The organism is Desulfonatronovibrio magnus, from assembly GCF_000934755.1.
Lineage (GTDB): Bacteria > Desulfobacterota > Desulfovibrionia > Desulfovibrionales > Desulfonatronovibrionaceae > Desulfonatronovibrio > Desulfonatronovibrio magnus.
This window is the reverse complement of record NZ_KN882184.1, coordinates 26,333-40,011: the sequence shown is the minus strand read 5'-3', so window position 1 is coordinate 40,011 and position 13,679 is coordinate 26,333. Positions and strand designations below refer to the sequence as shown.

Sequence of the window (13,679 nt, the reverse complement as noted above, 5' to 3'; positions counted from 1 at the left end):
TACCACACAAAAGGCCACCCCGCACCAAAGGAGAAAAGCATCCGGAATTTCCGGCTGGAAACTATTTTAAAGATTCGACTGCAAAAATCCTTTTTTGCAGTCGCAGGAGTCAGGAGACAGGAGACAGGAGACAGTAAAAACAAAGAGTTATGAAGATACTTTTTGCCGAGTCGCTCATTTCCTGACTTTTTGCAGGGAAATCTTTAAATACAGGATTATACTTATTGCCATGATTTTTGGGAACACCATACTTTAAACTGCGGCTCCGGATTTTTGGATAATATCAGCATGCCAGGGTTTTCCGGGCAGTATCAATACATTTTTCCAGATGAAGTAAGTATTAAGGGGAGCATAGGGCATTTTTTTAGAAATAATCGGGGACAGTTCCGAAGCAGGGGACAGTCCTTGTGCAACATGCAAATGGCACAACTAAACTGTTACAACTAATCTGGCTTTGCCTGCAACCCAAGAGATCATTCTCACGCAAAGGCGCAAAGATCGCCAAGCAAGACAGGACTCCTTGCTTTTAGAGACTTTGTGTCATTCGTGCCTTTGTGGTTCATAACTTTCTTGTTTTTTGTGACCCCAGTTAAACCCAGCAAAGCAGGAACGCGGGGCGTTGTTTAACGGGACAGGCAGGGTTTCAGGAGTAAGCCACTAATGAACAGCTGTGAAAGGAAAGGTTCATGGATATAATCATGCCGCTGCTGGCCATAGCGCCCATAGTGGTTGTAGGTATTTTGATGGTGGGATTCATGTGGCCTTCAAGCAGGGCCATGCCTGTGGGCCTGCTTGTGGCGGCGGTTATAGCTGTTGCCGTGTGGCAGGTGCCCCTGGCTCAGCTTATTGCCGCAAGCCTGGCCGGGCTGGTGAATGCAGTGGATATTCTGCTCATCGTATTTGGTGCCATTCTAATTCTCCAGCTCATGAAAAAAAGCGGAGGAATGGGCGGGATTTCTTCTTCCATGGCTTCAGTATCCAGAGACCGCAGAGTTCAGGTACTGATTATTGCCTGGCTTTTCGGCTCTTTCCTGGAAGGAGCCGCAGGTTTTGGAACGCCGGCCGCTGTAGCCGCTCCACTACTGGTGGGTATGGGTTTCCCGCCGTTTATAGCTGCTGTTGTTACTCTTGTTGCAAACAGCGTGGCAGTATCTTTCGGAGCAGTGGGGGTGCCCATTCATGGGGGATTTGAAGCATTGAGGGATGTGGTTTCGCTTCCTGAGTCAGTAAGCTTCAGCGCATTTCTGCATGATATCTCCGTCCAGGTGGCCATGCTTCATCTTGTGCTGGGCATTTTTATGCCCCTGATAGTTGTCTGCCTCATGACCGCAATTGCTGAAGGATCAATAAAAAAAGGACGTGAAATATGGCCTCTGGCATTGTTTGCCGGCGCCGTGTTTACGATCCCTCAACTTTTAATCGCTGTTTTAACAGGGCCGGAGCTGCCCGCGCTTCTGGGGGCTCTCATAGGTCTGCCCATATTTTTGTTTGCGCTTTCTAAAGGTTTTTTGCTGCCGCGAAAAGACTGGAATTTTCCGGAAAAGAGCTCATGGCCTTCTTACTGGGAAGGAAAAATCAAGGCCGGTACAGGAGCTCCTGATGACCGTAGGGACATGAGCGGGTGGATGGCCTGGCTGCCTTATATATTAGTGGGCCTTCTGCTTCTCATAACCAGGCTGGAGCAGATTAATCTTTCAAGCTGGCTGCAGCAGTGGAATCCAGGCTGGGACAACATTCTGGGAACAGGAATAAGCGTTGATATCTCACCATTATATAATCCGGGTATCATACCTTTTGCGCTTTTGGCCCTTTGTATTCCCCTGATGCAGAAAATGAAATGGCAGGAGGCTTTTGGCGCAGTCAAAAAGACAGGATCAATGGTAGGTTCAGCAACAGTTGCCCTGGTTTCAGCCCTGCTTATGGTCTATATTATGATGAATTCAGGGGGCACTGACGGCAGAGAAGGCATGCTTCTTGTTGTCGCCCGGGCAGCTTCGGACATAGCAGGGGCAAACTGGTATTTTCTGGCTCCTCTGGTGGGCGCTCTGGGGACATTCATTTCAGGCAGTAATACAGTCTCAAATATAATGTTCGGTGTTCTGCAGCACAATACAGCAGTGCAAAGCGGACTTCTGGTACAGCCTGTTCTGGCCCTGCAGGCTGTTGGAGGCGCTGCCGGCAACATGATCTGCGTGCATAATGTGGTGGCTGTGCTTACTACAGTCGGTCTTCTGGGTAAGGAAGGCCTTGTCATCAGAAATAACGCGCTCATTGGAGCCGGCTATGCGTTTTTTGCAGGGGTCCTGGTCTGGATTGCAGTGAAGTTTTTTTGAGTTCAATAATCTGTAAATAATGGAGGAATATGATGAAAAGTATTATTTTTTTGCTTATTGGCGTTATTATCGGGGCTGGAGCGATTCTGTTCCTGATCACAGAGCAGCCTGAGGATGATGGTCTGGAAGCAAAAATGGAAGCCCTGGAACTGCGGGCTGAAGATATCCAGCAGGAACTGGCTGAACAGGGCGAAGTAGTGAGACGCAAAGCCCGAGAGGTAAGTGATGAAGCCCTTGATACCGCAGACGATGTGCGCATAACTGCAACTGTTGAAGCCAGGCTGGCTTCCGATTCTGAGTTGTCAGTGTTTGATATTTCCGCTTCAACTTCAGAAGGCAGGGTAACTCTTACCGGGAGTGTGGAATCTCCTGAGCATGTGGGCAGGGCAACTGCCCTGGCCCTGCCGGCATTGCCTGACCTGCTAAGCTATTCTTAAGGTTGGGTTGCGGGGCCCTCCAGGGGCTGATGGTTCAGGAGCATTACGCGTTTCTGAAAAGTCAATGAGGGACAGTCCCCGTGCTAAGCCGACACAATCGGGTTTTAACATTAAAAATAGCTATGACATTCAACTCAAAATTAAAGTTTTCAGAAACGCGTAATGCTCCCCTAAATTCCTCTCAATTCCATGAAGAGACTTGCTCGTTCGTAGTCTGGGCCTTTCATTTTTCTCTTGCCTGCTCCTTAAAACCATACTACATTTGTACCTATGCACGTATATAATCCTCTTACAATGTTTTAAGACCACTATGTCATTTGAAATTCCATCCCCACACGATGTAGGCTTCAAGACCTTTTTCCAGGATGAAGAGCTGGTCCGAGATTTCATCAAATATTACATACCGGATGAAATCAAGGCCTACTTAGATCTGTCAGTAATAGAAATTGATATCAGCGGGTTTGTAGCTGAAGAGTTCAAAGAATTTCTTACTGACGTGGTTGTCAGGGTTCGGCTAAAAAACAGCGACGAGATGGTAGAGCTCTATTTTCTGTTTGAACATAAAAGCTACTTGGATAGATACGCACTGCTTCAAGCTCTTCACTATTCGGTCCAGAAATGGATGAACCTGTACAGACGTAACAAGCTGGCAGGTTACTTGCCTATAGTCATTCCCGTGATTATCTATCATGGTATAAGTAAGTGGAACTTCAGCCACAACTTTGAAGATTATTTTGATATCCCCCATGAGTCATTCAGGGTTTTTATTCCTAAGTTCAGGCATTTACTGCATGACATAACCCATATGGGAGACGAGGCTTTCAAAACCTCTATCCTTATGGAAATATTTCACCTGCTCTTTAAGTACATTCACTTCCCTGAACTGGACATAAAGCTGCAGGAAATATTTGACTTACTTGAACAGTTGCCTGATGAGGATAAAAGAAAAGAATATCTGTTTAATATTTTGAAATACGTACTGGCGTCCGGCTCCTTGAGTGAGGAGCAGGTAACTGAGCATACCAGACGATTTCCAGGAGGTAAGGATATGGTAGGAGTAGCAATGCAAGAAATTGAAAAAAGGGTTGAGCAATCAAGGAGACCTTACTGGGAGGGGGTTGGAGAACAGAGAGGTGAAACCAAAAAAGCAAGAGACTCAATCTTCAAACTGGTCAACTCCAAGTTTGGAATCCTGCAGCCTGAAATAGTTAATCGCATAAAAACAATACAATCATTAGAGATTCTGGACGCCCTCTTTGACTACTCATTGAGAGCAGAAACCATGGAACAATTCACTGATCAAGTCCGAAAGATTACCGACAACTAATTCTCTTCCCATACCACACAAAAGGCCACCCCTTCAAAAAGGGTGGCCTCCGTACATCGTAAAATGCCTGATAAACCGGGCACGGGAAAAGCATGGCAAACAACAAGCATATTATTCCAAGCGCTTTTTCAGCTCTACATTGCTCTTAAAAATGGTTTAACTTCGTCGCTGGTCCTGATCAGGTCGGTTTTGGCATATCTTTCCCTCATCCATGCCCCAATCCCCTAAGCCCCACAATAGTCCTCTACAATTTCTTCTTGTCTGAAAATCATTCCTGATGTATGCAAAATTCTCAACAATCTTATACCTGCCTTTCTAAATAAATTATATTTGCTGAGAGCTGAACATGACCTTTGGACTACAATTGATTCTTTCCATCCTGGCCGGTGCTTCGGTCTTTGGCCTTCTGCTCTGGAAGAAGGGAACAAACTGCCTGCCCTGACTGTTCATATACGGCTCGCTGGGAGCGGGCGTCTTAACTTATTATCTGCTCGGAAAGATTATGTAGCCCTGCATAACAGGTGAAATCATATCCGCTCTGAATCATTGCTGTTGCAAGCATGTACTTTTGATGGCATAAAACCGGCTACTGCCATATTCTACCTTTTTTTACTTTCTTCGAGGTGACATAATGCTCAAAACCGTCAAAGACGCCTGTACCCTTCACGAGTCAACCCTTGAATACCAGGTTTCCGGTGGAGTTGAAAACCTGCTCCAGATCATTCATTCTTCTGATAAAGGTCGGGATTTTTTTGCCAGAAGCTATATGACTGCCGGCATGGAAGATCTTCTGGCTCAGGGACTGCTCAGGCTTGCGGGACAGTCAGGTCAGGCTGTTTATGAACTTGCCCAGGCCATGGGAGGTGGTAAATCTCATCTTATGGCTGCACTTGGGCTTACGGCCAAATATCCTGACCTGCGCTCATCAGTTGTGCCTCTGGATGTCTTGGAAAGATTGGATGGTCAGCCTGCCAGGGTAGCTGTTTTTGACGGACGCAACAGTCCTGACCATTATCTCTGGGGGGAACTTGCTGAACAGCTTGGCAAGGAGGATGCTATGCGTCCCTTCTGGGAGCACGGCCCCAAAGCCCCAGGCAAAGAGGATTGGAAAAGTATCATTGGAGATCAGCCTGCACTTCTTCTATTTGATGAACTACCTCCCTATTTTCTTGAGGCCCGGACAGTTTCAGTGGGCAGGGGCACACTGGCCGATGTTCTGACCAGAGCTCTTTCAAATCTGTTTATGGCTGCCATGGAACTTCCACGCTGCTGCATTGTCCTGGCCAATCTGACTGACACATACCGGGACCAGGTCAAGGAAATCCGCAGGCTTGTGGCTGATGTGCACCGTGAAGTACGCCGTCAGGCCCGCATCATTACTCCGGTTTCCATGGAAGGCAACGAAATTTACGAAATCCTCAAGAAACGTCTTTTTGCAGATCTGCCGTCTATACAGGATATTGATGAGGTAGCTGAAGCTTATGCCGACCAGATCAAGGCTGCTGAAGACAGCGGTTACCTGACCGCCAGGAGCTTAGAGCAGGTGGCTGAGGAAGTTCGAAGTACTTATCCTTTCCACCCTTCTTTCAAACATCTTGTAGCCCTTTTCAGGGACAACCCGGATTTTCGAGAAACCCGCGGCCTGCTTCAGTTTGCAGCCCGGGCCATTAGATCTGTATGGCTGCGTCCCGGCAATGATGTCTATCTCATTGGCACACAGCACCTGAACCTCAATGACAAGCTGGTGGCCAATGAAATTTCCAATATCAATCGAGCCCTTACATCAGCTGTTGCAAAAGATATTGCAGACAACGGCAATGCCCATGCCGAACTTGTTGACGCTGAGCTGAACAGTGACGCTGGCAGCCAGGTGGCGGCAATGATTCTGTCAGCTTCCCTTTCTCTGGCGGTTAGAGGGCACATGGGTCTGCGCCGGGAAGAAGTCATTGAGTACCTGGCTGCGCCCAACAGAAAGCCGGAAGAATTTGCCAGAGCCTTTGATTTTGTGCGCAAAAGTGCCTGGTACCTGCATTCAGAAGGCGATCTCTTTTTCTTTAAAGACACTGAAAACCTCATCAAACGGGTCCAGAAGGAAGCAGCCTCACTGGCCAGGGGCAAAGTGGAAAAAGCCCTGAAAAACCGGCTTGAGGCTGAACTTGATGCTGATTCACGTCTGGCTTACCAGCAGGTTTTGGTGATGCCGGAGATTGGTGATATAAGCTTGAGTTCCTGCCGGGTCCTGGTGGTTGTTCCCCCGGACAACCGTATCCCGCCGGAAGATATTGAACGCTTTTACCGCTCACTTGCAGAAAAAAATCATCTTCTGGTTCTTTCAGGCAATGACACTCACATGGCAGGTCGTGTTGAAGAAACCCTCAGGGAACTTTACGCAGTGGAGCGTATTCTGAAATCCATCAGACCTGGAGATCCCCTGTTTGAGCAAGCCCGGGAAATGAAAGAACAAAACGAGGAGTCTTTTATCCAGGCCCTGCAGGGTGCATTCAACAGACTTTACTATCCAGGAGAAGACGGACTGCAGGCGGCAACCATTGAAAACGGTCTGAACTTCCGGCCTGATGTGGAAAATAATGTTGAAAAGCAGATTGAAAAAATGCTGGCCAGCATGCGCTGCGACAACAAGCTGGCTCTGGACGCCTTAGAAGACCCCATTCCTTATTTTTCCATGGCTGAAAATGATTTGTGGCCCACCAGCGACAGAAGAACTCCCTGGCGGGATATCCTGATGCGGGCCAAAAGCAACCCTGCCTGGCCCTGGCTGCCCGGCATGAAGGGGCTGGAAAAACTCAAGGACCAGGCAGTTGCCCAGGGAAGATGGAGAGAGGGTACAGATGGATATATTGAAAAAGGGCCGTTCCCCAAAAGCAAAACCAGCTTGAACATCGTCAGGCAAAGCATTGATGAAAAGACTGGTGAAGCTCAGCTTACCCTGAACCCCAAAGACGCAGGCCCTTCTCCCAGGGTCTACTATTCCACAAAACCGCAGGTGTCTGAATCAGATCATGTTGTGGAAGACCTGGAAACCTTTCGCACAGATTATCCTACCGTGTATTTCAAGGTTGTGGACACAACAGGAGAACATGAAAGCGGGGAGCCTGTGCGCTGGGTGGCGGAAATAAAGATTAAGCACCAGGTCCGGGAGACCCCTGATCACAGGCAGGTGGAACTTAAAACAATCCCCCTGGCTGATGAAATCCGCTACACCTTAGACGGCACCAATCCCAGAGAAGGCATAGTATATCAAGACATGTTCGCCATTCCTGATGACAAAGTACTGCTACAGGTCCGGGCAACTGCTGGAGAAGCCTCTGCTCAGCATACTTTTACCATAGCTTCCAGAGGGCAGGAAAGGCCTGAAATCAAAGATGAAAAGCCTGCCAGACTTGTCAGTCAGAAAGTACGTCTGGATAGCACTGACAAGGTTTTTGATCTGATAACCCGCTTCAGGGACAGGCAGGATATTTCTTTTCAGGGCGTTATTCTCTATGTGGGTGAAGGAGAATCAGCAGTGCAGGTCCGCTTTAATGACCGCACAGTCAACCCTCAGATGCTGGGCAAAGTGATCAGCAGCCTGCGGGACAGCCTGGGTGAATCCGACGCTCTTGTGCAAATGAATATCCGGGATGGAGCAAGCTTTGGGACCGGTTTTGACCTGAAGGAATTTGCCGAACTTGCAGGCATAAACCTTACCCCAGACAAGGTTGAACAATAAATGTCCACGGCGCAGTCTCTTGACAGCAGCAAGACTGGCAATTCCGGAAACCGCAGCAGGCCGGATAAGTATGCACACAAGACAACTGGATTCGGCGTTCCCGTGACCACCTCGCCGCATCATTTCATTGTCACCATACCCAGGGGCAGCCGCCAGGCAGTGAACATCACTGAGGACCTGGGCATGCATGCCCTGGGTGAAGACAGTCAGGTGCTGGACAGAGTTATTATGAACCGCCAGCTATGGACAGAAATTGCCAACCCGGTCAAAAGAGTGTTCAACCAGCGTCTGAAAGCCAACAACCTGGCAATCAGCAACTGGAAAGTTGGAAACAACCCTGTGGACAGGCTTTTGGGCAAAGAACTCTGCGTACTGGCCTGGGCTATTGAAGACCTTTCCATTGAGAAGGTGGGTATTGCCCTGAGAAACTGGCTGGAACTCAGACCAGAAGAGCGCTGGTGGCTTTTTGGCATGACAGCTGAATCTGTCGGCGCACCCGAGAATAAAGGCAAAGGCTGGAGAGCCGCCCTTGTTCATGCTTTGGGATACAGCCCGGATAAGATTATCCGCAAGCCCAGGCAGGTAAAAAGCGAGCACAAGCCGCAGGTTAAATCCAGGGAAAAACAGCAGTCGCTTTTGGACTTAATCAAGAATAAGTAAACTGGTAGCAGATTAGTTTATATTTGCCCCATACTTACTTGAGAGTTCAAAGTTCCTGGTTCTTCGTTCTTGGTTGTAAGAAATAAAGTCAATAAATTTGGATAGATACCTGGTCTGGACCAAAATATATTTTGATGTGCCAAAAAAAAACAATAAAAACAAAATGTTACAAAAAACTTTTGACTGTCCAGTTACTTAGATGGCCAGACAATTTTACTCAACATCTCGAATTTATTTTGCTTTTTAAGCTTTAGACATCCAGACGTATTTATGGCCTGGCCCGAGCCTTGCCCGCAACCCAAGTGTTAAGAAAAACAGCTGCACCATAACTGGGACAGTCCCCGCAACTCACATTTCGATGTGCCGAAATTGGTCCTTACTCAGGCTCAAAGCATGTATCTGGAATCAGTTCCCTGCGAGGGACAGTCCCAATGCCAAGCGACCATCCCCGCATTTGTCTCAAGGTTTCTTGTTTTTTATTGCAGCAATTAACGGGTAAGTCACTGACAGCCTCAATTCATGTGCATTTACTCTTCAACTGATAACAATTAACTGATAACTTTTAACTGGTATCTTCATCATCATGACAAAAAACAACCTCTCACCTTTTGCCCTGCAAGACGCCCCTACCCTCATAGAAAAGGTCTTTCCAGCCCAGAAGATTTCAGCTGAAGCCCAGAAAGAGAGAAAGGCCGGAGCCGGGCAGACTTTGACAGCGCTTGGCTCCTACTGGAAAGGCCGCAAACCGTTGATTATGGCCAGGGCCATTATCCTGGGCTGCCTGCTTCCTGTGACAGATGATCCGCAGGCTGATCTATCCGTATTTGAGCAGCTCATGGCCATGGATGACGCTTCTTTTGGCCGCAGGGAGCCAAAAATCAAACCTGTTGAGGTTGCTTCCAAGGTGGAGACCGATTTACCCTGGGAATATTTTGACTATACCATACCCGCAAACAAGCGGAATGATGAGCAGTACCAGCTAACTGTAGATAATATGGTTTTCCCTTTTGATTCCGGGGAACATCCCGGTCTGACCATCCGCTGGAAAAGAAATATTGACCCTGAGCGCAAGCATGTGCTGCTGGCCATGGCTCTGAAAGGTCTGCCTTATGAAGAAAAAGTAAGGCTGTGCAAAAGGCCCGAAGAATGCGATCCAGGTATCCTTTATGGCCCCATCTGGGATAATGTGAACAATCATCTTGACCACTGGGGAATAGAAGCATTCTCCCATGAAGAACTGGTTGAGCAGCTGGGCATCCTGCGTTTTGGACACAGACCCAGAGTAGGAGATGTCTTTAGTGGTGGGGGGAGCATACCTTTTGAGGCAGCCAGACTGGGCTGTGATGTTTATGCTTCAGACCTCAACCCCGTTGCCTGCATGCTCACCTGGGGAGCTTTGAATATCATCGGGGCCTCGCCGGAAAAAAGGGCAGAAATTGAAAAGGCCCAGCAGGAAGTTGCCCAGGCTGTGGACAGAGAAATTACCGAACTTGGAATAGAGCACAACAGCCGGGGCGACCGGGCCAAGGCTTATCTGTACTGCTTAGAAACCAGACGCCCGGAAACAGGGTGGATGGTGCCCATGGCTCCCAGCTGGGTGATTTCCAAAAACAAAAATGTATATGCGAAGCTGATACCTGATTATGAGAACAAGCGCTTTGACATTAAAGTAGTCTCAGGGGCAACAGATGAAGAAATGGCAAAGGCTGAGCAGGGAACAGTGCGGGACAGCCAACTGGTATACGAACTGGATGGAAAAACATACCGCACTCCTGTCCGGACCATTCGTGGGGATTACACTGATGAACACGGCAACAACAAAAATCAGCTTAGACAATGGGGAAAGCATGATTTCAAGCCCCGGCCGGATGATATTTTCCAGGAAAGGCTTTATTGCATCCAGTGGATCACCAGAGAAACTCTGGATCAGCATCGTAAGGATACCTATTTTGCGTCAGTGACAGAAGAAGACCTGGACCGGGAAAGACAGGTGGAAAGGATTGTTGAGCAAAACCTCTCAACCTGGCAGGAGCAGGGCCTGGTTCCGGATATGGCCATTGAGCCAGGCTATAACAACGAACAGCCCATCAGAGAGCGTGGTTGGCGGTATTGGCATCATTTGTTTAATGCCAGACAAATTCTGGCATCAGTAAAGTTTATCAATCACAATAAGCAATTCGCTTCCCATGAAAAAGAGGTGTTATGCTTTATATCAGATGGATTACAACATGGAACCCGCCTTTGTGTAATAGACACATACCCAGGACCTGGACGTTTGCCAAAAATTTCCAAAACCTTTTCTGATCAAACACTTAATCCGTTATATAACTATGGAGTACGGGCTTGGCTTTACTGGTCACCAGTCTTTGTAGGGGCCAAGGATATCCATAATAGAACGAAGTCAATGGAACATTTGTCCAAAGTAATATCTTCAAAAGAAGCGAGTCAATGCGCCTTACACTCCGAGATATGGCTTACCGACCCGCCTTACGCCGATGCCATTAACTACCACGAAATAACAGAGTTCTTTATTGCCTGGCTGCGCAAGAATCCACCTCCTCCTTTTGATGAGTGGACCTGGGACTCGCGGCGGGCCCTGGCCATTAAGGGCACCGGAGATGAATTTCGCAAGAGCATGGTGGAGGCTTACCAGGCCATGACCGAACATATGCCTGACAATGGCCTGCAATGCGTTATGTTTACCCATCAGGATGCAGGGGTATGGTCGGATATGGTCTCCATTTTCTGGGCTGTTGGACTCAAAGTGGTAGGGGCCTGGTATATTGCTACTGAGACGAGTCCAGCTATGAAAAGCGGGGCTTATGTCCAGGGCACTGTGACCCTGGTGCTTCGCAAGCGCCTGGAAGATAAATCCAGTTTCAAACAGCGCCTGCTGCCCAAAATACGCAAAGAGGTCCAAAACCAGATTGACTCCATGATGCGGCTCAATGAAGAAGCCAGGGGGCATGGCGAAGCAGTATTCAATGATTCTGATCTGCAGATGGCCGGCTATGCTGCCGCTCTCAAGGTGCTTACCAATTACAGTGAAGTTGATGGACGGGACGTGACCAGGCTGGCCATGCAGCCCAGACAAAAAGGAAAGCGTACGGTTATTGATGATATTGTTGAGTTTTCATCAGAAATAGCCAACAATCTGCTGATCCCGGAGCGGCTCAAGGAAATCAATCCGGAAACATGGGAAAAGATAACCGGCCTGGAAAGGTTTTATCTGCGCATGCTGGCCATTGAGCAGACCGGCATGTTCAAGCTGGACAATTACCAGAATTTTGCCAAGGCCTTTCATGTGGATTATGCTCCCCTAATGGCTTCGGTAAAGCCCAACAAATCAAAGCTCAAAGGAGCCATGGACTTTAACCCCAGGGAGCTTGCAGGCGGAGATATTGGCAATACCCTGCTGGGGGAAGCTCTGCTGGCTGTTCAGGAACTTATGAACGACAAGGAGCCCAAAACGGTCATGGCTCAAATGCGGGCAAGCCTTGATGATAAATATTTCCAGCACAGACCGCACCTTATGGCCATGGCTCAGTATATTCATGACATGCTTATCAGTCGCCGCCAGGAAGAAGCAAAAAAGGCTGAAATCATCGCCAACCGCATCCGCAATGAGGGGATATAGATAGGGTTCAAAGTTCCTGGTTCTTCGTTCCTGGTTGCAGGCAATAAGGTCAATAAGTACATCTTTATTTGTGGCAACAACCACATTTTGAAGAAGCGGCTGGAGCCGCAAGAGCAAAACGCCCCCAGGCTGGAGCCTGGGAACGAGGGGTATAAATAAGACTCAATAGTGACTGTCTTTCAATGTGGAGGCGGCTTCCAGCCGCCTGTTTTAATAGCCTGCAGGATGCAGGCTCCACTTATCAAGGCAGGTGCAAGCGCCGGGAGCATTACGCGTTTTTGACAACCAGGATGGGGACAGTCCCGAAGCCAGGGACAGTCCCCGTGCTAATCCGTCATTACTGGGTTTGATCCATCTGTAGCTACAGCAGACTATAATTCGGTTCCAGTTGTCAAAAACGCGTAATGCTCCCCAAGCGCCTGAAGCCTGAGACCGGGGGGGATAAGTTACTCGCAGGTTTGCTCCCGGTCTGCCCGGGTGAAGCGCTTATAACTCTCAAGAAAGGAGGATCACCTATGAAAACAGTCACAGTAGATGTGCCTGAAAAGCTATATATGCAGGCCGTACTTATAGCCAAAGAAGGGTGGTTTCGAGATGAAAATGAGATTATTTCTGAAGCCATACGGAGGTTTGTTGACACACATAAACCTGAAATAATTGAAAAACAGATAATGGAAGATGTTCATTGGGGACTGCATGGCAAAGATTAGGTCCAGGGCTGGCTGGAACTGTTATTGCTCCCACGCTCTATATGGAAGCTATAAATAATTTCGTAACCGAGACTGTTTTAGAATCAAAGAGAGGGTTATCATGAAGGCACAACATTTAACTTTAGAAACTGATCAGGCTGGCAAGCTCAAGGGAGTCCCCCCCTTTCCTCCAAACAAGCAAGTAGAAATGTATGTGATGTTTAAAGATAAAAATGATAAAATTAAACAAATAGTTCGCAAGCCACACCCTGACATTATCGGTAAGATCAAAGTTAAGGGGAATATTATTCATAGCGTGCCTGAGAATGATTGGAATTTGCCTGAATGATAGTACTTGATACACATATCTGGATATGGTGGGTTAATGGCGATCATTTGCAGGCTGGATTAAATGACTGTGTTCAAAGAAAAGAAACATTGGCGAGTGTTCTTTCGTCGGAAAGTAGAAAAACGTGTAATGCTCTCAAAATTGAGGTGTATTATGCAGGTAGTCGTGAAAAAGCCCCATATTAAGATTGAAGGTGAGATCACAGATAATCTGGTCAAATTTCTTTACAATGAGTTTCATGATCTGGAAGTAATCGAGGATGAAGACAACGAACTCGTGGAAGTCATAAAAAGTGACTGGTATCATGATACCCGTGCAACCATATCTCCAGGTGAGAACTTAAAAGTTTATCGAAAGCTCCACAATCTAACCCAGGCAGAATTAGGAAAAAAGCTCGGAAATTTCAGTCGTCAGAATATTTCCAATATTGAAAACGGCCATCGACCTGTCAGTAAAGTTGTGGCAAAAAAGCTGGCAGAAATTTTTGATGTCTCAGTTGAGAAATTTCTATATTGAA

General features: G+C 47.6%; 9 protein-coding genes. All 9 read left to right on the top strand.

The genetic code is table 11. From position 1 onward, the window contains the following. Positions 1 to 686 precede the first annotated feature (686 nt). The 9 genes from LZ23_RS20110 (at position 687) to LZ23_RS20070 (ending at position 13,678) form a co-directional block, all read left to right on the top strand. Positions 687 to 2,333 carry an L-lactate permease gene (locus LZ23_RS20110; RefSeq protein WP_045217126.1) on the top strand — a complete coding sequence of 549 codons (1,647 nt, stop codon included), beginning with the start codon at positions 687 to 689 and terminating at the stop codon, positions 2,331 to 2,333. A gap of 29 nt (positions 2,334 to 2,362) precedes the next feature. Beyond that, complete coding sequence (locus LZ23_RS20105; protein WP_084591159.1) at positions 2,363 to 2,770, top strand: BON domain-containing protein; 408 nt, start codon at positions 2,363 to 2,365, stop codon at positions 2,768 to 2,770. A 310-nt stretch (positions 2,771 to 3,080) separates the two neighbouring features. Beyond that, positions 3,081 to 4,097 (top strand): Rpn family recombination-promoting nuclease/putative transposase, encoded by a 1,017-nt coding sequence (locus tag LZ23_RS20100; protein WP_045217122.1) that lies wholly within the window; start codon positions 3,081 to 3,083, stop codon positions 4,095 to 4,097. Positions 4,098 to 4,728: 631 nt separating this feature from the next. After that, a complete protein-coding gene (locus LZ23_RS20095; protein ID WP_045217121.1) occupies positions 4,729 to 7,827 on the top strand; it encodes an anti-phage-associated DUF499 domain-containing protein in 3,099 nt (1,032 codons plus the stop codon). After that, positions 7,828 to 8,487 (top strand): anti-phage-associated DUF3780 domain-containing protein, encoded by a 660-nt coding sequence (locus tag LZ23_RS20090; protein WP_045217119.1) that lies wholly within the window; start codon positions 7,828 to 7,830, stop codon positions 8,485 to 8,487. Positions 8,488 to 9,070: 583 nt separating this feature from the next. Beyond that, the gene (locus LZ23_RS20085) at positions 9,071 to 12,124 is read left to right on the top strand and encodes an anti-phage-associated DUF1156 domain-containing protein (RefSeq protein ID WP_045217117.1); all 3,054 of its coding nucleotides are present in this window, start codon (positions 9,071 to 9,073) and stop codon (positions 12,122 to 12,124) included. A gap of 515 nt (positions 12,125 to 12,639) precedes the next feature. Then, complete coding sequence (locus LZ23_RS20080) at positions 12,640 to 12,834, top strand: ribbon-helix-helix domain-containing protein (RefSeq protein WP_045217116.1); 195 nt, start codon at positions 12,640 to 12,642, stop codon at positions 12,832 to 12,834. Positions 12,835 to 12,934: 100 nt separating this feature from the next. Next, positions 12,935 to 13,162, top strand: coding sequence for a hypothetical protein (locus tag LZ23_RS20075; RefSeq protein WP_045217114.1), 228 nt, complete (start codon positions 12,935 to 12,937; stop codon positions 13,160 to 13,162). 153 nt (positions 13,163 to 13,315) lie between these two features. Beyond that, positions 13,316 to 13,678: a helix-turn-helix transcriptional regulator gene (locus tag LZ23_RS20070; RefSeq protein WP_045217113.1), complete on the top strand. Its 363-nt coding sequence runs from the start codon at positions 13,316 to 13,318 to the stop codon at positions 13,676 to 13,678. Position 13,679: the final 1 nt, after the last annotated feature.